Annotated in this window: 23 protein-coding genes; 8 read left to right on the top strand and 15 right to left on the bottom strand. The window is 59.2% G+C overall.

The window, feature by feature from the left end; all coding sequences use genetic code 11:
* Complete coding sequence (gene folK / locus B9G99_RS11980; protein ID WP_086622359.1) at positions 1 to 558, top strand: 2-amino-4-hydroxy-6-hydroxymethyldihydropteridine diphosphokinase; 558 nt, start codon at positions 1 to 3, stop codon at positions 556 to 558.
* Here folK and B9G99_RS11975 read toward each other — a convergent pair.
* From B9G99_RS11975 to B9G99_RS11945, 7 genes are all read right to left on the bottom strand, one after another.
* The gene (locus B9G99_RS11975; protein WP_335617606.1) at positions 530 to 1,642 is read right to left on the bottom strand and encodes a tRNA nucleotidyltransferase/poly(A) polymerase-related protein; all 1,113 of its coding nucleotides are present in this window, start codon (positions 1,640 to 1,642) and stop codon (positions 530 to 532) included. The genes folK and B9G99_RS11975 overlap by 29 nt on opposite strands.
* Positions 1,639 to 1,980: a thiosulfate sulfurtransferase GlpE gene (gene glpE / locus B9G99_RS11970; RefSeq protein WP_086622358.1), complete on the bottom strand. Its 342-nt coding sequence runs from the start codon at positions 1,978 to 1,980 to the stop codon at positions 1,639 to 1,641. Before glpE ends, B9G99_RS11975 begins: the two co-directional genes overlap by 4 nt.
* 40 nt (positions 1,981 to 2,020) lie before the next feature.
* On the bottom strand, positions 2,021 to 2,839 hold the full coding sequence (locus B9G99_RS11965; protein ID WP_086622357.1) for a symmetrical bis(5'-nucleosyl)-tetraphosphatase: 819 nt from the start codon (positions 2,837 to 2,839) through the stop codon (positions 2,021 to 2,023).
* 64 nt (positions 2,840 to 2,903) lie between these two features.
* Positions 2,904 to 3,287, bottom strand: a complete 384-nt coding sequence (apaG, locus tag B9G99_RS11960) for a Co2+/Mg2+ efflux protein ApaG (protein WP_086622356.1) — start codon at positions 3,285 to 3,287, stop codon at positions 2,904 to 2,906.
* Complete coding sequence (gene rsmA / locus B9G99_RS11955) at positions 3,284 to 4,087, bottom strand: 16S rRNA (adenine(1518)-N(6)/adenine(1519)-N(6))-dimethyltransferase RsmA (protein ID WP_086622355.1); 804 nt, start codon at positions 4,085 to 4,087, stop codon at positions 3,284 to 3,286. The genes apaG and rsmA overlap by 4 nt, the downstream gene beginning before the upstream one ends.
* Before the next feature lie 101 nt (positions 4,088 to 4,188).
* Positions 4,189 to 5,178, bottom strand: a complete 990-nt coding sequence (locus B9G99_RS11950; RefSeq protein WP_086622354.1) for a peptidylprolyl isomerase — start codon at positions 5,176 to 5,178, stop codon at positions 4,189 to 4,191.
* Between the two features lie 101 nt (positions 5,179 to 5,279).
* Positions 5,280 to 7,715 (bottom strand): LPS-assembly protein LptD, encoded by a 2,436-nt coding sequence (locus B9G99_RS11945; RefSeq protein WP_086622353.1) that lies wholly within the window; start codon positions 7,713 to 7,715, stop codon positions 5,280 to 5,282.
* A gap of 167 nt (positions 7,716 to 7,882) precedes the next feature.
* Here B9G99_RS11945 and B9G99_RS11940 point away from each other — a divergent pair, with 167 nt between their 5' ends.
* The 5 genes from B9G99_RS11940 to B9G99_RS17055 all read left to right on the top strand — a co-directional run bounded on the left by B9G99_RS11940 (position 7,883) and on the right by B9G99_RS17055 (position 11,362).
* Entirely contained in the window at positions 7,883 to 8,899 is a 1,017-nt protein-coding gene (locus B9G99_RS11940) for an aminoglycoside phosphotransferase family protein (protein ID WP_086622352.1), read from the top strand.
* Position 8,900: 1 nt separating this feature from the next.
* On the top strand, positions 8,901 to 9,569 hold the full coding sequence (gene murU, locus B9G99_RS11935) for an N-acetylmuramate alpha-1-phosphate uridylyltransferase MurU (RefSeq protein ID WP_169712221.1): 669 nt from the start codon (positions 8,901 to 8,903) through the stop codon (positions 9,567 to 9,569).
* Between the two features lie 69 nt (positions 9,570 to 9,638).
* Entirely contained in the window at positions 9,639 to 10,058 is a 420-nt protein-coding gene (locus B9G99_RS11930; protein ID WP_086622351.1) for an OsmC family protein, read from the top strand.
* 159 nt (positions 10,059 to 10,217) lie between these two features.
* Positions 10,218 to 11,195: an AI-2E family transporter gene (locus B9G99_RS11925; RefSeq protein WP_227875801.1), complete on the top strand. Its 978-nt coding sequence runs from the start codon at positions 10,218 to 10,220 to the stop codon at positions 11,193 to 11,195.
* The gene (locus B9G99_RS17055; protein WP_227875800.1) at positions 11,192 to 11,362 is read left to right on the top strand and encodes a hypothetical protein; all 171 of its coding nucleotides are present in this window, start codon (positions 11,192 to 11,194) and stop codon (positions 11,360 to 11,362) included. Before B9G99_RS11925 ends, B9G99_RS17055 begins: the two co-directional genes overlap by 4 nt.
* Here B9G99_RS17055 and B9G99_RS11920 read toward each other — a convergent pair whose 3' ends face one another.
* The 4 genes from B9G99_RS11920 to purD all read right to left on the bottom strand — a co-directional run bounded on the left by B9G99_RS11920 (position 11,363) and on the right by purD (position 14,866).
* Entirely contained in the window at positions 11,363 to 12,028 is a 666-nt protein-coding gene (locus B9G99_RS11920) for a 3-demethoxyubiquinol 3-hydroxylase (protein ID WP_086622350.1), read from the bottom strand.
* Positions 12,029 to 12,243: 215 nt separating this feature from the next.
* Complete coding sequence (locus tag B9G99_RS11915; protein WP_086622349.1) at positions 12,244 to 12,585, bottom strand: histidine triad nucleotide-binding protein; 342 nt, start codon at positions 12,583 to 12,585, stop codon at positions 12,244 to 12,246.
* A gap of 48 nt (positions 12,586 to 12,633) precedes the next feature.
* The gene (locus B9G99_RS11910; protein WP_086622348.1) at positions 12,634 to 13,506 is read right to left on the bottom strand and encodes a phosphoribulokinase; all 873 of its coding nucleotides are present in this window, start codon (positions 13,504 to 13,506) and stop codon (positions 12,634 to 12,636) included.
* 79 nt (positions 13,507 to 13,585) lie between these two features.
* Positions 13,586 to 14,866 (bottom strand): phosphoribosylamine--glycine ligase, encoded by a 1,281-nt coding sequence (gene purD / locus B9G99_RS11905; RefSeq protein ID WP_086622347.1) that lies wholly within the window; start codon positions 14,864 to 14,866, stop codon positions 13,586 to 13,588.
* Positions 14,867 to 15,026: 160 nt separating this feature from the next.
* On the opposite strand from purD, the gene B9G99_RS11900 reads away from it, so the two are divergent.
* On the top strand, positions 15,027 to 15,746 hold the full coding sequence (locus B9G99_RS11900) for a 16S rRNA (uracil(1498)-N(3))-methyltransferase (protein WP_086623454.1): 720 nt from the start codon (positions 15,027 to 15,029) through the stop codon (positions 15,744 to 15,746).
* A 46-nt stretch (positions 15,747 to 15,792) separates the two neighbouring features.
* On the opposite strand, the gene B9G99_RS11895 is transcribed toward B9G99_RS11900, so the two are convergent.
* From B9G99_RS11895 to B9G99_RS11885, 3 genes are read right to left on the bottom strand one after another with little or no spacing between them, the layout of a single operon-like run.
* Complete coding sequence (locus tag B9G99_RS11895) at positions 15,793 to 17,253, bottom strand: phosphotransferase (RefSeq protein WP_086622346.1); 1,461 nt, start codon at positions 17,251 to 17,253, stop codon at positions 15,793 to 15,795.
* Complete coding sequence (locus B9G99_RS11890) at positions 17,250 to 18,461, bottom strand: acyl-CoA dehydrogenase family protein (RefSeq protein WP_086622345.1); 1,212 nt, start codon at positions 18,459 to 18,461, stop codon at positions 17,250 to 17,252. The genes B9G99_RS11895 and B9G99_RS11890 overlap by 4 nt, the downstream gene beginning before the upstream one ends.
* Before the next feature lie 30 nt (positions 18,462 to 18,491).
* Entirely contained in the window at positions 18,492 to 19,274 is a 783-nt protein-coding gene (locus tag B9G99_RS11885; protein ID WP_086622344.1) for an SDR family NAD(P)-dependent oxidoreductase, read from the bottom strand.
* A gap of 389 nt (positions 19,275 to 19,663) precedes the next feature.
* Between B9G99_RS11885 and B9G99_RS11880 the strand changes: the two genes are divergently transcribed.
* Entirely contained in the window at positions 19,664 to 21,319 is a 1,656-nt protein-coding gene (locus tag B9G99_RS11880) for an AMP-binding protein (protein ID WP_227875799.1), read from the top strand.
* 42 nt (positions 21,320 to 21,361) lie between these two features.
* Here the strand turns inward: B9G99_RS11880 and B9G99_RS11875 are convergent, their stop codons facing one another.
* Complete coding sequence (locus tag B9G99_RS11875) at positions 21,362 to 22,381, bottom strand: glycosyltransferase family 2 protein (RefSeq protein ID WP_086622342.1); 1,020 nt, start codon at positions 22,379 to 22,381, stop codon at positions 21,362 to 21,364.
* Positions 22,382 to 22,395: the final 14 nt, after the last annotated feature.

Below are 22,395 nucleotides of genomic sequence, written 5' to 3'. Positions count from 1 at the left end.
ATGGCCTTTGTACTGTTCAGCCTGGGCAGCAATGCCCATCGTCATCGCCGCATCGATAGGGCGCTCTCGGCTTTGCATGAGGCCTTCGGGGAGCTGCTGATTTCGCGGGTATTTGAAAGCCATCCGGTGGGTTTCGACAGCCCGTGCAACTTTTATAACCTGGTGGTCGGCGCAAGCTGTCCATGGCCGTTGGCGCAGCTGAATCAGTGGTGCAAGCAGATTGAGCGTGACAATGGCCGTGACCATAGCGCTCCAAAATTCAGCTCGCGGGCGCTGGATATCGATATTCTAAGCATGGATGATCTGATCGGCTGCATTGACGGCATTACCCTGCCCCGTGAAGAGATCACCTATAACGCCTTTGTGCTGCGCCCGCTGGCGGAAAGCTTTGGCGATCACCGCCATCCGCTGACAGGTATGACCTATCGAACGCTATGGCAGAAGTTCGACGCCGACTCTCAGGGACTCTGGCCGGTCGCCTTCGAGTGGCAGGGAAAACAGATATCAGCGCCGGAGCCGCTGGAAGCCGTTACTCTTGCGCCAGCACGTGTTCAATAGCGCGCAGGCGCTCGATTTCGATCATGCGTCCCAGCTCGGCGCCCTGATACCCCTGCGCCATGAGTGACTGTGGCGAGATCATGCGCGCCTGATCGATCGCCTGCTCAAGTGAGGCGACCGGCAACCCGAAATTGCCAATGGACAGCATATCGAGCACCTCATCAAGGCGCGATTGTCGCCGCCAGGCATCCATGGCCTGAGCCCAGGCCAGCACCTGCTCGGCATCAGGACAAGCCGGCAGTAATGCCCGGCTTCGTACAACCATCAGCGCGCGGTCACGCCACTCTCCCGGCACGCGATAGCGCTCGCAAAGTGCGGTCAACGCTTCACTTGAAAGATCCGCGGTCAATAGCGCCCAGCGAGCCATCGGCACCGCCGCGAGGCTCATTCGCGCAAGACCTGCCGCCAGCACCTCATCAAGCGCCGGCATCAGGACGTTGAGCGCTCCACACTGCTGAAGCAGCTCGAAAAAGGCCGCCGGGTCCGGCTCGCTCAACGTACGCTCAATCTCCTGCCAGACCCGTTCAGCCACCAGATGACTGACTTCGCCCTCCAGCACCATGGCCTTCATCAGCGTCATCGTCTCATCGGCAACCGCAAACCCGCGCGGGCGAAAGCGAGCCAGAAAGCGAGCAGTGCGCAGAATGCGCAGCGGGTCCTCGACAAAGGCGGAAGAGACGTGACGCAAAATGCCGGCATGACAGTCTTCAAGACCATTGAAGGGATCGACGCGCTGACCAGCGCTGTCCTGAGCCATTGCGTTGATGGTCAGATCGCGCCGAGCAAGATCCTCCTCCAATGTCACTTCAGGAGCGGCGTGTACCTCAAAGCCGGTATAACCATGACCGGTCTTGCGCTCGGTGCGTGCCAGGGCGTATTCCTCGTGGGTATGAGGGTGCAGGAAAACGGGAAAGTCACGCCCGATCGGTCGAAACCCACGCTGGTGCATCTCATCAATGGTAGCACCCACAATGACCCAGTCCCGATCCTCATGGGCAATGCCCAGCAGGTCATCGCGCACGGCGCCGCCAACGCAATAGACCTCAAGCCCCTTTAATGCCTCATCGAGCTCAAAGTGGATCACCGAGGCCCCGCCCCATCGTCACGCACGACCTGATCGGGATGGTGGTGCTGCCAGTGGGTGAACCCGCCATCAAGGCTGTACACCCTTTCAAAGCCCTGCCCGGCCAGCCAGAGTGCCGCCTGTTGGCTGGAGTGACCGTGGTAGCAGACCACCACTACGGTACGCTCCTGAGGCGTGCGCTCGACAAAGTCGCCTACGCTCTTATTGTCCAGGTGAGAACTGCCTGGGATATGTCCCTGACTAAAGCTCATGGGATCGCGAATATCGACCACCTCATGCGCAGTGCCGCTGTCCTGCCACTGCCTCAGGGTGTCATGATCAAGATGACTGAAGGACATGACGTCTCCTCTGGATCCTTGTGTAACGCCGTTATCGACACTATCCCTGCGACCGTGCGGCGACCGTGACCACCTCATCGGTGTCAAGATTCATGGCCATCAGCGCTCCGCCCCAGACACAGCCCGCATCCAGGGATCGCACATTGGCTCGCGCACCGGGTGCACGACCTTCCAGAGCGGCCCAGTGGCCAAAAATCAAGCGTTCAGTATCGCCTCGCTCGAAACAGAACCAGGGACTGAAGCCCTCGGGCGCGCTGTCCAGTCCTTCCTTGGCGCTGAAATCAAGTGTGCCGCGGGCATCGATGAAGCGCATGCGGGTGAAGACATTGATGATCGCGCGTAGGCGATCATTGCCGCGAAGACCCGGCTCGAAACGCGCCGGCTCATTGCCATACATGTAAGGCAGGAACTCCAGGAACTGGCGTGAAGACAGCATGGCCTCACCTTCGCGCGCGTACTGACGGGCACGCTCGATCGACCATTGCGGCGGCAGGCCGGCATGGGTCATGACGCACTGGTGCGTCTGGGACTCGACCATCAAGGGCTGACAACGCAACCACTCCAGCAGCATTTCACGATCGGGCGCCTCAAGAATATCGCTCAACGTATCCGAAGGCTTGAGACGCCCGTGGCCAAAGGCCACGGCCAGAAGGTGAAGATCATGATTGCCCAGCACGACGCTTGCATGTTCACGCAACTCATACACCCGGCGAAGCGTTTCAAGTGACTGCGGACCGCGGTTGACCAGGTCTCCGGTCAGCCACAAATGATCGCGCCCGGGAACAAAATCGATGGCCTTGAGCAGCGCATCAAACTCATGACCACAGCCATGTAAATCACCGATGACCCAGATCGTCATTGTCTACTCCAGAACCATTGAATGAACAAGACATCGCCCCCTTTCAGGGCACAGCATTGAGACCTCAATGCAGGTGCAGCGGGCAGGCCAGACGGAAGGGTGCAATGGTCACATCAAACGTCTCTCCCAGCGCCGGCGCCATGAAGGTATAACTGCCTTCCATCACACCCACCTGGCTGTCAAGAATGGCGCGACTGCTGTAATTGAAGGGCAGGCCCGGTGCGATCATGGGTTGTCTACCCACCACTCCTTCACCGCGCACTTCACGTATCTCGCCACTGCCCAGGGAAATCCGCCAGTAGCGCGCCAGAAGCTGTATGGAATACTCCCACTGATTGCGGATGGCGACCCGGTAGCCAAACACGAAGCGCTGCTGCGAAGGATCTGACTCCTGCGGCAGATAAAAGCTTTCAACCTCAACCACGATATCCCGGGCAGGCTCACTCATGAGGCGTTCTCGGACAGGTGATTGGCCATCGTCACGAACTCACCGACACTCAGGGTTTCCGGTCTGCGCGTGGGGGCGATGCCAAGCGACTCCAGTGTCTCGGCGCTCATGACATCACGCAGGTTATTACGAAGCGTCTTGCGGCGCTGGGCAAAGGCGCGGCGCACCAGATCCGAGAGCAGATTCTCATCATGCGCGACGTGGGGCCGTACCTGCCAGGGAACAAGGCGCACAATGCTGGAGTCCACCTTGGGCTGAGGCAGAAAGGCTTCCGGCGGCACATCGAAAAGTGATTCGACCTCACAATAATAGCGGGTCATGACCGATAGCCTGCCCCATTGCCCCGTACCGGGCTCAGCAGCGAGACGGGCCACCACTTCCTTTTGGAGCATGAAGTGCATGTCACGCACCGCATCTCCAGCGCTCAGAAGATGGAAGATCAGCGGCGTGGAAATATTGTAGGGCAGGTTGCCGACCACACGCAGTGGCGCCCCCTCACCTCGGAAGGTCCTGAAATCGAACGCCAGCGCATCCCCTTCAATGATGTTGAAGCCGGGATAGTTGAAAAAGCGCGTGCGCAGACCCGGAATCAGGTCGCGATCAAGTTCAATGGCTTCCAGCGAGCCATGCACTGCCAGCAACTCTTCAGTCAAAGCCCCCTGACCAGGCCCGATTTCGACCAGCCGATCACCCTCTCGCGGGTGTATCGAGCCGACAATGCGCTCGATAACCCCATGATCCTGAAGAAAGTTCTGCCCAAAACGCTTTCGTGCGCGCATGGGGGCCGGTTGTCGTGACATGAATGATCCTTGCATAAAAATAATCGCCGGCATCAATGAAAGACCGCGAGGATCGCTCGCGGCCTGTGATCAATGCCGGCACCCGAAAAGGGCACAGCCCATTACGGCGAGGTACCGTCGCCCTGTTCCAGTCGATTATCAACGTAGGCCGAGGCACGAATTTCTTGCGTCCAGGCTTCAAGCTCCTCGTTGACCTTGCGCTGGAACAGCGTGCGTCGAATCTGTTCTCGCTGCTGATCGGCATTACCACCGCCGCGCTTGTCCAGAAGCGTAATCAGATGATAGCCGCTGGGGCTGCGGATCGGCTCACTGACCTCACCAACACTCAGACGCGGTACGACATCATCAAAGATACTGGGCATCTCGGCACCGGAGCGCCAGCCCAGATCGCCGCCATCCAGTGCCTGCGGACCATCGGACTGCGCAGCGGCAACTTCCTGAAACTTCGCCCGTCCCGAAGTGATTTCCTGACGCAGCTGTTCGGTCTTTTGACGGGCTGCTTCAGCCTGCTGAGGCGTTGGCGCCTGCGGCACGGAGGTCAGGATATGCGCCAGATGATACTGCGTATTGGCATTGCTGCCGGCCTGCTTCAGATACTGATCCACTTCCCGATCGGAAATGTTGACCTGGCTTGCCACGCTGCGCTGCTGCACCTGGGTGATCAGCAGCTCACGGCGCACCTGCTCTCTCACCTGGGCATAGCTCATGCCTTCCTGTTCGACACGATCTGCAAACTGCTCAAGCGTCATGTTGTTGCGCTGAGCAACGCCTCGCATGGCCTGATTAAGGTCGCTGTCGCTGACACTCAGGTTGGCACGCTGGGCCATTTGCAGTTCGATCTGCTCGGTGATCATGCGTGAGAGCACCTGTTCGCGCAGCTCATTCTGATCGGGCATGCCAATGTTGCGTGACTGCATCTGCTGACGCACCTGGCTGACACGCTGGTCCAGATCGCTGGACATGATGGCGTCATCGTTGACCACGGCAACGACGCGATCCAGTGGCTGCACCGCAGCCGTCGCCAGCGGCGACATGGAAAGACTCAGCGCAAGGCCCAGAGCGGCCAGCGTGTTTGCGTTGCGTGCTTTCATGACATCTCTCTTCTCATTCATGACACTGACCTGACGTCAGTGGTGCAGCAAGGTCGTGCCTTCGCTACGGGTTATCGTCCGGTTGCAGACGATCGTATGATTTAGTTGCTCACGCCGGTATAGGCGCCGAAGTCGTCTTCCCGAACCCCGGGAATGGCCTCGGAGAAATAACCATCAGTGCTGCCCTGCCCTACACTGCCAAGCCCCTTGAAAATAAAGGACAAAAAGAGGCCCTGCTTGCGATCGTCATCACTGATGCGAGCCGTATCGTTATCGTCGATATAATCACGCCAGGCGAGCTGAACGCCGTAACAGCAATCATTGAAACGCACCCCTGCCAGCGTTTCGAGCGTTCGATTGTTGGTCTGATCATACAGATAGCGACCCAGCAGTGAAATTGCCGGTGTCACCCGATACGCTGCCGACAGATCGTACTCTTCACGGTTATAGGTCAGGCGGTCATCCTGATCTCCGAAAGGATCAAAGTCCTGAACGGTCCATCGATACCCCATATTGAGGATCAGGTTGTCCGTGTCCTGATAGGTCAGGTAGGAAGTGGCCTTTTCAGTACGATTGCGATGATCGTCGTAGAAAAGTGACTGTCGGGCCGACCAGCGATCGGTAATCTGCCAATCGGCTTCGGCGACAATCGGAGAGCGGTCGCGCATGTTGCGATAAAAGAGATTGCTTTGCTCATTGAGGACGCGGTCTTCAAAGCGAGCATCGACGACGCGACGATCCTCGAAGTAGTGGCTTTGACCCACCGATAACGCCAACCGTTCACGACCGGTATCATCTTCAAGGAAACGGGTACTGACGCCGTAGGACACCTTGTTGATGTCTCCAATACGGTCAGTGCCGCTGAACCGGTAAGGTGACCAGAGCTGCGAATAGGACAGCGGCTGCTCACGGCTGTCAAACTGCGGCAGCTCGGACTGATCACGGTACGGGGCATAGGCGTAGTACAGGCGCGGCTCCAGTGTCTGGCGCCAGTCGCTGCCAAAAATGCTGGCATCACGCTCGAAGATAAGTCCCGAATCGACCGACAGGACCGGCATTACCCGATTGGGCGAATTTTCAAAGCCCGAGGTGTCTTCACGGTCATGCCAGTCAAGGTCATACTGGGTGGCCATGAGCTGCGCACGAGGCTCGAAAAATCCCCAGGAAGGAGAACGGCGAAAGCCCACGGCAGGGGCAACGTGAACGCGCGCACCGGTAGCAGATTCCTGCGGGATGATCGAAGGGTCGCTATAGTTGACGTCACGCCAGAAATAGGTGGCGCTGGAATTGAACTCCTCATAAAACCCACCGGCCTGATCCCAGCGCGCGCTGGCCAGCAATGCCGGCAACTCATAGAAGGGCTTGTCGTCATCGCGCAGCGGCTCATCAAGTTTCTGGTAGCCGCGGGCCCGCGCCTGCAGATTCCAGGTGGTCCCCTGATAGTTCAGACGCGCCAGCCGTTCGAGGTTGTCGGTGTCCTGCTGCTCGAAGGTCTGACCGAAATCGTCGAAATAATCGCCATCACTGGCGGCGCCATAGCGCAGATTGTAGGTGGTTCGCGGTGAGAAGCGTCCGTCGTGGGCATAGCGCACGAACCAGCGGTCTTCGCCCTCAAAGTCCTTGTCATCGCCGCCGTCATCGTGGCCGAGATAATTGCCTTCCAGCGTGCCGGCATCCTCATCAAAGAGGTAGCGCAGCTGCCCACCGATCGCCTCGCCCCTTCCTGAAATCACACGCGGCGTGATAGTGGCATCATAATTGGGTGCCAGATTGAGATAAAACGGCTGGGCGTAATCAAGCCCCGAGTCACTTCCATAGCTGACGGAGGGCCACAGGAATCCGGTCAGACGGCGATCATCGATCGGGAATCGTAACCAGGGCCAGTAAAAGACCGGCACATCCTCGATTTCCATCCGGGCATGAGTCGCAGTGCCGTAGCCTCTTTTCTGATCCAGCGTGATGTCGCTGCTGACCAGTTTCCAGAGGCTGGACTGCGGCTCACAGGTAGTAAAGGAGGCATCCTGCAGCCGATAGCGGCCATCCTCGAGGCGCGCCAGCTGGCCGGCATCACCGCGCAGACGCTGCTGGTGCGCCACGTAGTGGGCCTGATCAATTTCGGCAGCATCGCTGTTGAGCGCCATCTCGCCACTGTCGCCACGTACCAGAAAACCGGGCTGGCGATAGGCGACAGGCCCCTCCAGCGACACATTCGTGCGGGCCTCGTTGAGCGTGGCACGCTTCGCCTCAAGCTGCTCATCTCCCTGGCGCAGGACAACTTCACCATCCAGCAGGGTTTCACCATTGCTACCATATCCGGCATCGTCGGATTCAGTACGCACCTGTGACTGAGTACTACCGGCATCAATACGATAATCCGGCATGATATAGCGGCCCCGACACAGCGCATTGGCGGGGCGGTCATCCCCCCACGCCTGCCAGTCAAGTTCGCTTGCAGGCAGTGGCTGGGGCGCCGCCTGAGCCATGGTCGATAGAAGACCGGTCAGCGAGGCGGCGGTCCAGAAGATACGCTGGCCCATGATCCTTGTTCTTCCTTGCAATGAAGCGGTGTGATTGCTTTTAAAAATCGGTATGGTACGCGGCACTGGACACTGCAGCAGCCTGAAAACAGCGATAAAAGTGTCTGTTGCGGTCCTTGAGCGCTCAGCATGCGGTGCCGCAACCGTACCGTCAACCAGGAGTTCCCATGACAGCGCGCCTTGACGCCCTGCGCCACTGGTCAGCATCTCATCACGGCCTTGAGACGGCAGCTCCCGAGCTTGAGATCGTGACAGATGATGCCAGCTTTCGACGCTATTTTCGCCTGCATCTTGATAACGGCCATTCGCGCATATTGATGGACGCCCCACCGGAGCGCGAGAACAGCCATGCCTTCGTGGAGATCGCTCGACAGTGGCGAAGCCGAGGCATCCCGGTGCCCGAGCTGTACCATGTCGATCTGGAGCAGGGGTTTATCGAGATGGAAGATCTGGGCGATGAGATGCTGCGTCAGCGTCTTGCCCACAACGATCAGCGCGAAGCGCTCATGATGCAGGCCATCAGCACCTCGGTGGCCATTGCGGTTCTGCCGGCCGACGATCTGCCGGTTTATGATGCACAGTGGCTTGGTGAGGAACTCGACCTTTTTCCTCAGTGGTGTCTGGCTCAATGGCTGGATATTGCTGTGCCCGAGGGCTGGCCGCAGGTGCGCGAGCAACTGGTCACCGCAGTAGCCGCCCAGCCCGGAGTCTGCGTTCATCGCGATTTTCACGCACAAAATCTCATGTGGCATGACGACCGACTCTGGGTCATTGACTTTCAGGGCGCAGTGCTCGGACCGCTGACCTTCGATCTGGTCTGTCTTTTACGCGATCGCAACAATGCATGGCCTGAAAGCGACCAGGAGCGCTGGATCGAGGCCTGGCGTCAACAGGCGCAAAACGCCGGTGTCATGGCGCCCGTGGCCCCGGAAGCGTTTCGGCGGATGTTCGATCTGACCAGCGCCCAGCGCAGCCTCAAGGTGCTGGGCGGCTTTTGTCGCCTGGCACTGCGCGATGACAAACCACGCTATCTTACCCTCCTGCCCCTGTTTGCCGAGCATGTTCGCCAGGGGCTAACGGGCCAGCCCGGCTTTGAAACCTTCATGCAGTGGTTTGATACCTGTTTCGTACCCGCCCTGGACGCACGATTGATTCAGCATCGTACCGGCTGCCAGGAGAGTTGACATGAAAGCGATGATTCTTGCCGCTGGACGCGGCTCGCGCATGCGTGAATTGACTGACAACTGCCCCAAGCCATTGCTCAGGGTCGGTGGGCGGCCGCTGATCGAATATCATATCGAGCGGCTTCGCTCGGTGGGCATGACCGATATTGTCATCAATGTCAGCTATCTCGGCGAGCAGATCATGACGGCTCTGGGAGATGGCGCCCGCCACGGGGTTCGATTGCGCTACAGCGTCGAGCCCACGGCACTCGAGACAGCCGGTGGTATTCGTCACGCCCTGCCTCTGCTGGGAGAGGATCCCTTCTGGCTGGTCAACGCCGATGTGTGGTGCGACATGACGCCCGAGATGATGACACCGCTGGGAGATGATCTGGCGCGCCTGGTCATGGTCGATCCGCCGGAGCATCATCTCCGGGGAGATTTTCACCTGGACGATACCGGCCGCCTTCACGAGCAGGGAGAGCCCCGCCTGGTATATGCCGGCATGGCGCTCATGCATCCCTCCCTGGTGGCAGATCTGACCGACAATACGCCCTGCCCATTGAAACCCTGCCTGATCAACGCCATTGAGCAGCAGAGGCTCGGCGGCCATTACCATCAGGGAGAGTGGTCCGATATTGGCACCCCCGAACGTCTGGCCCTTCTTGAGCAACACGTTTCGCATCAGTGACATGACCTGATGTCTGTCCCGATCACCCCGTGAGAGGGTTCACCTCTTTATTCGTACGGAGCAAGACTCATGGAAGCCAATATCAAATGGACCGATGGCCGACAGTTCGTGGCCGAATCCGGCAGTGGTCATGCCGTCATTCTCGACGGCAACCCGGATAATGGCGGTCGCAACACTGGCCCTCGCCCCATGGAAATGGTTCTGATGGGACTTGGTGGATGCAGCGCCTATGATGTCATCAACATCCTTGAAAAGGCGCGCGCAAGGGTGACGGACTGTGTTGCCCAGCTCAAGGCCGAGCGCGCCGACACCACACCGGCTGTTTTTACCAGCATTCACCTTCACTTTGTGGTGACGGGCGTCTCGCTCAAGGAAGCTCAGGTCAAGCGCGCCGTGGAGCTTTCGGCCGAGAAATATTGCAGTGCCTCACTGATGCTTGCCAAAGGCGGCGTCGAGATCACCCACTCATGGGAAATCGTTGAAGCCTGACAACGGCCTTCAGCGCTGAACACTGCGATGAATCAATGTCGTGTAGCGCAGTCTGACTACACTGAAGATGACATGCCCGGCGTTATGCCGGGTTTTTTACGACGGTGACAGGCACTGCCGGTCAGCACTTGCTGACGTCATGGCCAAGCAGGAGAAAGTATGGAAAAACCGATTGAAAAAAGGGCGTTTGAGCTACTGCTGGTGGCCGTCTCGGTTGCCTTTGTCTGGATATTGCTGCCCTTTTTCAGCGCCGTGTTCTGGGGCGTTATTCTGGCACTTGTGTTCATGCCCCTGCAGCGGCGCCTTTTGAGCCTTTATGGCGGAAGACGCAATCTGGCAGCGCTGACCAATGTCCTGATCTGCATCTTTATCGTCATCATCCCGGTTACCCTGATCGCCGGCTCACTGGTACAGGAAGGCACCAGCGTTTATCAGCGCATTCGCACCGGCGATCTGGATATCGGTGCCTACATTGAGCAGGCACGCCAGGCATTACCGCCCACGGTCGATGGCTGGCTCGAAAGCGCAGGCGTGGGAGACCTTTCCCAACTGCGTGACCGTGTTTCCGAAGGCGCAGCACAAGGCAGCCAGATTCTCGCCTCAAGGGCATTGAGCATCGGCCAGAACACGCTGCAGTTTTTCATCAGTCTGGGCATCATGCTTTATCTGCTGTTTTTCCTGTTTCGCGATGGTGTCCCCCTGGGGCGTCGCATTCGCCAGGCGATTCCCCTGAGTGCACGCTACAAGTATCAGCTGCTTAACAAGTTCATTACGGTCACCCGTGCCACGGTCAAGGGCAATATTATTGTGGCCGCCACTCAGGGTGCCATTGGAGGGCTGGCCTTCTGGGGTCTGGGGATTGAAGCCCCCTTGCTCTGGGGCGTCATCATGGCCTTCCTGTCGCTGCTGCCTGCCATCGGCGCTGCCCTGATCTGGGCGCCGGTCGCCGTTTATTATCTGCTGACCGGCAACATCGCCAGCGGCATCATTCTGACCTTTGTGGGCGTCGTGGTCATCGGCCTTGCCGATAATTTCCTGCGCCCGCTGCTGGTGGGCAAGGATACCAAGCTGCCTGACTATGTCGTTTTGATTTCGACCCTGGGGGCATGGCGCTTTTCGGGATCAACGGTTTCGTGATCGGCCCGCTGATTGCAGCGCTGTTTATTGCGGCGTGGGATCTGTTCTCTCATGAAAAGGAGGAAGACGAGGCCGGTGTCGTGACCCAGCTTTCCCCCATTTCGACCGAATCCCGCAGGATTGACTCCGCGACAATGCAGGAGATAGAGCCCCGCGAGCGAGAATGATCAGTTGATCATGTCACCGGATGAATGGCGGCGCAGGCGTCGCCATTCGCATGCCCGGGCCCCCAGCGAGCTTATCCAGCGCCAGCCGCCGGGCCAGCGCTGGCCACCGGCTTCAAGCGCTACGCGTGCGTGACGCGTACAGTCATCCAGCATTTGACGGATGATGGCGCGCGACCTGTTGTCCCCTGCCGGCAGCGCCTCCAGCTGACGTTCCAGGGACTCGCCTTGAAGCGTTTCCGCCAGATTGACCAGACCAAGCCCGCGCGCGCGGTGGGGTCGACTCAGCAGCATGCCGGCGCTCAGCGACGTTGTGTAATAAAAGGGCGTCAGACGCGATGGCTTCCCGCCAAGTTCGGCAAGACGGGTATCGCACCAGTCAAGATGATCGATGCCTCGAACCGATAAATCGTCTACCGGCTGGTAGCGGCTGCTGATGCCCGTGGCGAACCGCTGCCCCTGATACACCCCCTGACCAATCACGCGAGCGCGATGATGATGGCGGAGAACATCGATGGCGTGTCGGGTCTCATCCGCGGTCATGGACTGATCGCGAACCGCCATGCCGGGCCGGGCTCGACTGGCGCGCGTGGTACCCGGCACCAGGGTCCGAAGCATGGTGTCCAGCTGATCAACAAAGCGATCGCTGCGCGTGAATCGACGGGACATGGCATGACTCCTCAAGATCGCTCACGATAAACATGACGTGTGATGCCCTGACTATAGCGGCCATCGTTCAGACTGGCGACGCTGGATCATCAACAACAAAGACTTTTGCTCCATGCGACACGCTGCCGTGGCTCGGGAACAGGAACTCAAGGCGCGGAAATCAAAAAGCGCCGGCAGATTGATGACCGGCGCCTTTAACGAACGCGAGGATGTTCCTAGCCGGCAGGCCAGCTCATTTGACGCCCGCCCATCAAATGCAGATGGATATGGTAGACACTCTGGCCGCCCTGCTCGTTGCAGTTCATCACCACACGATAGCCATCTTCAGCAATCCCCTTGTCACGGGCAATTTTCGCCGCAACAAGATGCAGCCTGCCCACCAGAGTCGCATCTTCTTCGGTAAGGTCATTAAGCGTTGCGATCTCCCTTTTGGGGATGATCAGCACGTGTACCGGCGCCTGCGGATTGACGTCATTGAACGCCAGCACCTCATCGTCTTCAAAGACGATGCTGGCATTGATCTCGCGATTGATGATTTTGGTAAAGATCGTGGACATGAACACTCCCTGGTCAAGAATGAATGATTATCGCTGACGCCGACACACCTATCTAAAGCGACGTTGCGCCAGCAGCGCTTCGATCTGGGGCTCCAGAATCAGCTCGATGGCCAGCGGCATTTGCGACCCGGGCACCACCAGCGTATTGGGCCTCGTCATGAAAGCACCTGACAGCATGGTGAGCAGATAAGGAAAATCTGCGCTGTCGCGGTCGCGAAAGCGAATCACCACGAAGGATTCGGCATCGGATGGAATCGCCTGCGGCTCAAAGGGGTTGGAGGTATCGACCGTGGGTACCCGCTGAAAATTGATATGCGTGCGGGAAAACTGCGGCACGATATAGCGCACGTAGTCCTGCATTCGTCCCAGAATGGTATCCACCACCGCCTCATGGGAATGCCCGCGCATATTGATGTCGCGGTCAATCTTTTGAATCCACTCGAGATTGACCGTCGGCGTCACCCCGATCAGCAGATCGACATGCTGGGCAAGATCATGCTGGGAGGACACCAGTCCACCATGCAGCCCTTCGTAGAACAGAAGGTCCGTGCCGGTGGGCAGCGGCTGCCACTCGGTGAAGGTGCCGACATGATAGCCAGCCTCCAGCATGCGCTTGTCTTCGGCGTGGATATAGTGGCGGTAGGTGCCGGTACCGTGCTCGCCGTATTCGGCAAACAGACGCTCCAGACGGTCCAGCAGGTTGGCCTCGACGGCAAAGTGCGAGAGTTCGTGCTTGCGCTCGGGCTCATCACGAAAGATGCGCGCCAGGTCTTCGCGGCTATAGCGGTGAAAGGCGTCACCGTCTACAAAGGCGGCCCGGATGCCCTTGCGGGAAAACATGCGCTCGAACGCGCGCCGTACGGTGGTGGTTCCTGCGCCGGACGAGCCGGTAATGGCAATCACGGGATATTCGCGTGACATGGCGCCTCCTGAGCTGCAGACCCGAGACGGGTGTTGTTATTGACGCCGGTCGACCCTTGCAGCCGACCGGCGTGCCGCGCTATCGATTGATGGCGCGTGCAGCAATATCACTGCGATAAAACCCGCCTTCAAACTGCATGGCGGCGATGCCCTCATAGGCAAGATCGCGTGCCGCCTTCACATCATCTCCCAGTGCCGTCACACACAGCACGCGCCCGCCAGCGGTTTCGATGGCGCCGTTTTCACTCTCACGAGTACCGGCGTGAAAGACGTGACACCCCAGGCGCTGCGCCTCATTAAATCCGGTAATGACATCCCCCTTGCGGTAGCTGCCGGGATAGCCCTGGGCCGCCATGACCACACCCACTGCCGAGCGAGGGTCCCACTGGCAGTGATACTGATCAAGCTGGCCATCGATGGCCGCTTCACACAGCGTGACCAGATCAGACTGCAGACGCAGCATGATCGGCTGGGTTTCGGGATCGCCAAACCGGCAATTGTATTCAATCACGCGCGGGGCGCCCTGATCATCGATCATGAGCCCTGCATAAAGAAAGCCCGTATACGCATGGCCGTCAGCCTTCATGCCCTGAATGGTCGGCATGATAATTTCGCGCATGACGCGCTTTCTCACGCTTTCAGTCACCACGGGCGCCGGGGAATAGGCGCCCATGCCGCCGGTATTGGCGCCGCTGTCGTTATCGCCCACTCGTTTGTGGTCCTGGCTGGTCGCCATCTCGACCACGTGGTCGCCGTCTGCCATGACAATAAAGCTGGCCTCTTCGCCCTCGAGATACTCCTCGATCACGACTCGAGCCCCCGCATCGCCGAAGGCATTATCTTCGAGCATGTCGTGAATGGCGGCCCGCGCCTGCGCCATGTCCATGGCGACGATTACGCCCTTGCCGGCAGCCAGACCATCAGCCTTGATCACGATCGGCGCGCCCTGCGACTCAAGATAGGCCAGTGCTGGCGCGACGTCCGTAAAGCTTTGATAGCGGGCCGTTGGAATGCTGTGGCGAGCCAGAAAATCCTTGCTGAACGCCTTGGAGCCTTCAAGCTGTGCAGCGGCCGCACCTGGACCGAAGATTCTGAGACCTTCGGCCTGAAAGCGATCCACCACGCCGGCCACCAGTGGTGCCTCGGGGCCGACCACCGTCAATGCCACCGCTTCCCTGCGTGCTATCGCCAACAGCCCTTCGATATCGCCACTGGCGACATCGACGTTGCGAAGGCCGTGCTCTCGGGCGGTACCGGCATTGCCGGGCGCCAGCAGCACCTCGTCTACTCGCGGTGACTGTGCCAGTTTCCACGCCAGCGCGTGTTCGCGGCCCCCGCCGCCGATCATCAGTACCTTCATGCCGAAGCTTTCCTGCGTCATGGTTCAAACCGGTTACCCGTCTGCCCGGGCGTGTATCCGGCGCATTATGTCAGAAAGCGAACGGGTCGTCCGCCCGTGGTCGCTGCGCTATCATCGCGGCTTCTATCAACACGCCCGCGCTTTTGGAACTACCACCGCCATGAACCTGCTGCTGCTGACCTCTGACGATCTTGTGCCTCCCGATCGAGCCTGTATTCGCGACAGTCGACGCCTGCGCCATCTTCACGAGATTCATCGGGCCACCGTCGGCGAAGAACTGACGGTCGGCATGAGCAATGCAGGGGTTGGCCGAGCGCGTCTGCTGGAGCTTGAAAGGGACCGGGCACTGTTCGAGATCATCCATCTCGATCATCTTCCTCCACCAGCACTGCCGATCCATCTTTTGCTTGCGCTGCCCCGTCCGCGCATGCTGGCGCGCTCGCTTGAAAACATTGCGACCATGGGGGTCAAGCGACTGACGCTGCTGCATACGGCCAGAGTCGAGAAAAGCTACTGGCAATCGCCCGAGCTTCAGCCAGAGCGTATCGACGCTCATCTGCGCCTTGGGCTTGAGCAGGCGCGCGACACGGTGTTGCCGACAGTAGACATACAGCCTCGTTTCAAACCCTTCATCGAGGATCAGCTGCCGGATGCGATCATCGGCCATCGGGCGCTGCTGGCGCATCCGGGTATCGGAGAAAGCTGCCCACGCGGCTTGCCCATGGATCAAGGCGTGACCCTGGCCATTGGCCCCGAAGGCGGCTTTATCCCCTTTGAGGTGGAAAAGCTGCAGGCAATGGGATTTGAAGGCATTCATCTGGGGCCACGCATTCTGCGTGTCGAAACAGCCGTGGTATCACTGCTATCAAGACTCTTCTAGGCGGACAGCCTTTCTTCAGATGCCCCCCAGGGACAGGCGCAACCTGCTACTGAGCGGCGCGAGGCTGGCTGATACGCGCGCGCGCCAGCGCATCTTCCCTGAGCAGATGGCGCAGCGCCTCAAACTGCTCCGGAGCGTCCCGCTCCCCCCGATGGATTTCTTCCACCAGAGCGCGGGCGCCGGCATGAGCGTCCAGCCCCTCCATCGGCAGGGAAAGCTGCTGTGACAGCGTCTCTCTGACTTCATCCCAGATGGAGACGCCCTGGTATTGCTGGCGAGCGATGATCGACAGCGCATTGGCCACCATCAGCGCCGAACGTCTCGCCTCGCCGTCCAGTGCCGGAATGATCTCTGACTTGAGCGTCTGGCGCGTGATGTCCATCAGCTCGCGCGCGTCGTCGTTGAGCGCTGCCAGCGCCTCCCAGGCTCTTGGCAGAGACGTTTCGGCAGAATCCTCCCCTGTCCTGTCCGAGGAGCGAGGCAGACTGTTCGGATCAACCTCTGGATCGACAGGGATCAAACGCAGAAGATCAAGTTCCAGACCGGGCAGCAGATGCGTGGTTAATGCCAGTTCCAGATCCGGCTGTACACCGCTGTCATGTCGAGCGCCCTGTTCCAGCGCAATCACGGCCCATCGGAGGGTGGCCAGGATAATCCATCTTTCGAGTTGTTCACGATCGACGCGCTCACCGCCGGCACTTTCATAACCACGCAGGAAGGCTTCCATCGAACCCAGCCCCCCGGCCTCCCCGGCACCGCCAAAACGCCAGCAGGGGGCGCAAAACCAGCCGATATCAGCCAGTGCAGCATTGGGACCGGCAAACTCCCAGTCCAGTACCGCCTCGAGCCGATCGCCCTGAACCATGAGATTACCGGTGCGAAAGTCGTTATGAGCCAGTACGGTTCTGGACCGCGTCGGGGGCTGCCTTGCCAGCCAGCGCAACGCCAAGGCCAGCACTGGCTGTGGCGGTTCAAGCTGCGACAGCCGGTGCTGTAAATCGGCCAGCTGTATGGAGATCCAGTCAGCGTCGTCACACGGCTTCTGGTCTTCGTCAAACAGCGGAAGGGCATGAATGCGGGCCAGTTCCGCCCCCAGCTCCTCTACCAGAGGCTCAAGCGCTCCCTCGCCGGCCCGGGCCACCAGCGCCCGGGGCGACGCCTCTCCCGCAACGTGGCGCATGATCATGAAAGGACGACCCAGAACGCTTTCATCTTCACACATCCACAGCGGCTCGGGCACGCGAACGCCATGATGCCAGGCGCGGCTGATCAGCAGGAACTCCTCCTGTCTGCTGGCGCTGATGGCCAGAGGCGCCAAGGCATCGCTGCGAAGCACCCAGCGCTGCTCCCCTTGCATGGGGCCACCGCTCACGCTGACTTCCAGTAGACGATTATCCTGTACGGCCCCGCCGCCCAGCCGTCGCTGGGACGTGATGACCACATGCTCAGCGTCGCAGCGCTGCGCCAACCATTGCGTCAGGGCTGAACCCGAACCGGTATCACTCATTGGTCCGCCACCTCCCAGTGCCAGAAGTCATTGCCTTCGCTTCGCAGCATGCGCGCCAGCAGCATCTGATGAACTTCGGTGGCACCATCCACGATGCGCGCTTGGCGGGCGTAGCGGTAGATCCATTCAAGCACCGTGTCCTGGGAGTACCCCTTGGCACCATGTACCTGAATGGCCACATCCACCGCCTTGTTGAGCACGTTGGAGACAGCCACCTTGGCCATGCTGACTTCCTTGCGGGCAAAGCTGCCCTGATCAAGCGCCCAGGCGGCCTTCATGACCAATGTACGACCTACCTCGATTTCCATGGCCACCTCACCCAGCGCGGTCTGAATGCTCTGGTTGTCCGCCAGCGCCGCACCGAAGGCCTGGCGCATTTCGACGTGACCGAGCGCTTCCTCCATCGCCCGCTGCGCCAGCCCCAGCCAGCGCATGCAGTGGGTCAGACGCGCGGGCGCCAGCCGAATCTGTGCAACCTTCATGCCCTCGCCCACACCGAGCAGCACCTGGTCGTCGGGAATTTCCAGGCCGTCAAAGATCAGCTCACAGTGACCGCCATGCTCTTCCGGCCCCATGATCGGGATGCGACGCCTGATCTCCCACCCTGGCTGGTCACGGTGGAACAAAAAGACCGTCAGACCCTTGCGCGCATCGTCACTGGTACGGGCCACCAGCATGAAATGCTCGGCAAGACCTGCACCGGTAATAAACCACTTGTGACCGTTGATGACCCAGCGGTCACCACGGCGCTCGGCCCGGGTCTGCATCATGCCGGCCATGTCAGAGCCGGCGCCCGGATGAGGCTCGGTCAGGGCAAAGGCGCTACGAACACGTCCATCGACAATCGGCTGCAACCAGCGCGTTTTCTGCGCGTCCGTAGCCACCTTCTCGAGCACCATCATGTTGCCGTCATCAGGCGCTACGGCGTTGAAACAGACCGGCCCAAAGATGGAGCGGTTCATGGCTTCATAGCAGGCGGCCATGCCCACCATGGAAAGCCCCATGCCACCACGGTAGCGCGGCATCTGTGGCGACCAGAGCCCGGCCTCCTTCACTTCCCCCCTCAGCCGCTGCAGATGATGATCCACGATGTTTTCGTGCTCATCGTAGTTGGCGCGGTCCTTCTCCAGCGGCATGATGCGCTCGTCCACGAAGGAGGCGATGCGCTGACGGTACTGCTCGATATCCCGGGGGAGTGAAAAGTCCATGTGGTATCCGAAAAGATGGGAAGGAAAGCGTTAAAGCGAACTGACCGTATGGCCACCATCGACCGTGAGCACGCTGCCGGTCATGTAGCTGCCGGCCTCGCTGCACAGCAGCAGCAAGGGGCCATCAAGGGATTCGGGAGCGCCCAGCCGACGCTGGGGGATGCGACGAATCAGTTGCTGGCCCTGCTCGCTCTGGAAAAAATCATGATTCAGGGGGGTATCGATATAACCCGGTGCCAGTGCATTGACCCGAATGCCATGCCGCGCCCATTCCAGCGCCAGGCTTTTGGTCAGCTGAATCAATCCCGCCTTGCTGGCACTGTAGGCCGCGACGTGACCGGCTACCCGCAGCCCGAGAATCGAGGCGACATTGACAATCACCCCACCCCGACCCTGTGACTGCATCTCCCGGGCCGCGGTTTTCGAGACCCGCATGGCGCCATTCAGGTTGGTATCAATAATGTCGGTCCAGGTGTCCATGTCCCGCGATATCGCCGTGGCGGTATCGGTAATGCCGGCATTGTTGACCACGATGTCGGGAATTCGGCCTGCTTCAGCAGCCAGTGTCGCAAGCGCCCGTTCAACATCGGCGTCATCGCGGATATCCATGGCGCACACCCACACCTGAATACCCTGTTGGCGTAATTCGGCCGCCTGAGTTTCAAGAGGCTCCAGACGACGCCCGGTCAGCATCAATGAGGCGCCGGCATGGCCAAGCACCTGACTGAAGTGCGCACCCAGTCCGCTGGCAGCCCCCGTCACAAGAGCCATCCGGCCCTCAAGACTCAAACGCCTTTCAATATCTGCCGTCATGTCTACTCCAGCATCGGGTACCTGATGGGCTGCCGGCAAGAAACAGCAATACATGTTTATATTTAATATTAAATATAAGTAATCAAAGGAGCCGGCAAACCAGATATAAATATTAACTTTCAAGCTACGATGGATAGCTTCGATATAATGTGCCGTATCGACCATGTTGTTTTCGTATAACAAAAAACCGGCAAGTCCGTGTTTATATTGTAGAGAGATCTACATAAACCTGTTAATTCAACTCCGGCTTATTTAATCAGCCACCTTGATTAACCGGTATTGAATCATTAAACGAGCTTTCGAGGCTGTCATACTTGACGTCGCCAATCCGATCCAACACTCATTAAAAATAATAAAAAATATATTCATGGTCTCGTGGAGATATGGCATTGAATCATTATCGTGCATTACCGTCGTCGTCATGCCCGTCACAGGGTGAAAGCAATCATGTTCCCCTTTCACCCGTCAGTTTTCTGGAACGTGCTGTACGGGTGCACCCGGATCGAACGGCCGTCGTCGAGGACGACGTCACGCTCTCCTATCGATCGTTTTATCAACGCTGCCGACAGCTCGGTGGCGCCCTTCAGGGCCTGGGCATTGTTTCGGGTGAGGTGATCTCAACACTTGGCATGAATTCGAAAGCCATGCTTGAAGCCCATTATGGTGTGCCCATGGCAGGCGGCATTCTCAATGCCATCAATGCCAGGCTCGACGGGGCTTCCGTTGCCTTCATCATGACGCACGCCGAGACACGCGTACTGATCTTTGATCGAGGCCTTCGTCACACGGTCGCTGCGGCGATGGCCTTGCTGACGGTCCCTCACCCCATATTGATCGAGGTCGATGATGGTAGCGGTGAAGCTTCACCATGGGCGCTCTCGACACCTCATGACCATGAATCGCTGGTAGCTGGTGCAACCCCATGCCTTCCTGTCTCACCCAAAGATGAAGGCGACTGCATCGCGCTTAACTACACCTCGGGAACCACGGGCAATCCGAAAGGCGTGATCTACAGCCACCGGGGCGCCTACCTCAATGCGCTGTCCAATACGTTGACGCTGAAGATGGATGACCGCACGGTCTATCTCTGGACGTTGCCCATGTTCCACTGCAACGGCTGGACCCACACCTGGGCGGTAACAGCAGCAGGCGGCACACATGTCTGCATGCGACGGGTCGAGCCGGCCCGCGTGCTTGAAATGATCCATACCCACGGGATCACGCACATGGCGGCAGCCCCCATCATCATGACCATGCTGCTGGATCAGCCGGAGTCGGCGACAGCACTACCTCTTTCGGTACTGCTGGCCACGGGCGGTGCACCGCCGAACTCGGCCACCATCGCTCGCATGAGCGCACTGGGATTTGACGTACTGCATCTCTACGGCATGACCGAAACCTACGGCCCTTCTCTGGTCTGCCAGTTTCAGCCGGAGTGGTCGACGCTGACCGTCGAGGCGCGCGCGCGCCTTCAGATCCGTCAGGGCGTAGGGACCCTTGCCATCGAAAGTGTCGCGCTCAAGGACCCGGTCACCCACGAGGATGTTCCCGCCGATGGACAATCACTGGGGCATCTCATGCTGCGCGGCAATACCATCATGCAGGGCTATATCAAAAATCCCGAGGCCACAAGAGAGGCCATGGGACGCGGCTGGCTCGACACTGGCGATATTGCCGTCATGCATGAAGATGGCTATATCGAGATTCGGGACCGTGCCAAGGACATCATCATTTCAGGGGGCGAGTCGATTTCATCGATCGAAATCGAGGAAATCATGATGAGTCATCCCGGCATCCGCGAAGTGGCCGTCATCGCACGGCCGCATGAATTCTGGGGTGAAACGCCGCACGCCTTCGTGGTTCCGACTTCGGAGGCCGACGGACCCAACGAGGCCGAATTATTGAGCTGGTGTCGCGAGCATATGGCGCACTTCAAGGTTCCCAGACATGTCACTTTCCAGGCATCGCTGCCCAGAACCTCCACCGGGAAGCTTCAAAAATATGCGCTGCGCGAGCAGCAGAAAATACAGATGACAACGGCCTGAGACGCCCTTTGGAAAACCCTGAGCCCTGAAGGGGCTCAGGGATCAGGCGCTGGCGCGGCGACGCTGATACCAGTGGCGCATTGCGACCACCCTTCCTGCCAGCCTTGGCGTACGCCGCAGTAGAAACAGCAATCGTTGCGGCGCGGAAATGGTCTGATGATGCATGCTGGTCGCGATGGCTTCTCGATAGCCCTGATAGCGGCCTGCCTGAAGATATTCGACCGAGGCGTAATACCATCGTCGTGCCAGCGCCAGGGTAATGGCCGGGGTATGAGAAGCGTTCAGCTGGCTGGCCAGATACGCCATGCATTCGGCATGGCGGGCCATGAAGTCCCGATGACGCGCATAGCGGCCATCATCCTTGAGCTGGCGCTGCTGTTGTGACCAGGAACCCTGAGCATGGGTACGATAAACCGCCATGATATCAGGCAGATACAGCGCCCCTTCCGGCTCGGCTGCCAGTACCTGAAGATAGAAATCACCGACCGGGGCCGTGGTATAGAACCATTCGGGCAAACGCTCCATCACCCGCCGGTGCAGCATCAGCGACGGTGACGGACAGTAATCTCCGGTCTGTACCAGCAGCTCATCAAGCGTTACCACACGTTCGTGATTGCGGCTGTCCTGTTGCTCGACATGCAAAACTTCGCGCTCGGGACCGCGGCGGATGACATTGTGATAGCTGATCGCAATCTCCGGCTTGGCCTGCATGGCGCGGTACTGTCGGGCAAGCTTTTGTTCATCGCACCAGAAATCATCCCCTTCACACAGCGCCAGATAGGGCGCCCGGGCAAAGCCCGCCGCCAGAGGCATGATCCTGCGTCCCTGCTGGTACTGGTTTTCATCGCGCAGTACCGCCCGGATGAGCCGCGGGTAACGGCTGGCATACTCGCTGATGATCTCTGCGGTGCCATCGGTCGAGGCATCATCGTGAACGATGATTTCGAAGCAGAAATCCGTTTGCTGGCACAAAAAGCTCTCGATGGCCTCCCGGATATAGCCGGCCTGATTGTACGTCGTACAGACGACGCTGACTTCCGGGGTATCCCCCCTGCCGGCCAGTCCCGAACAATCAC

Source organism: Kushneria konosiri (genome assembly GCF_002155145.1).
Taxonomy (GTDB): Bacteria; Pseudomonadota; Gammaproteobacteria; order Pseudomonadales; family Halomonadaceae; genus Kushneria; species Kushneria konosiri.
This window is presented reverse-complemented; position numbering and strand designations above follow the sequence as displayed.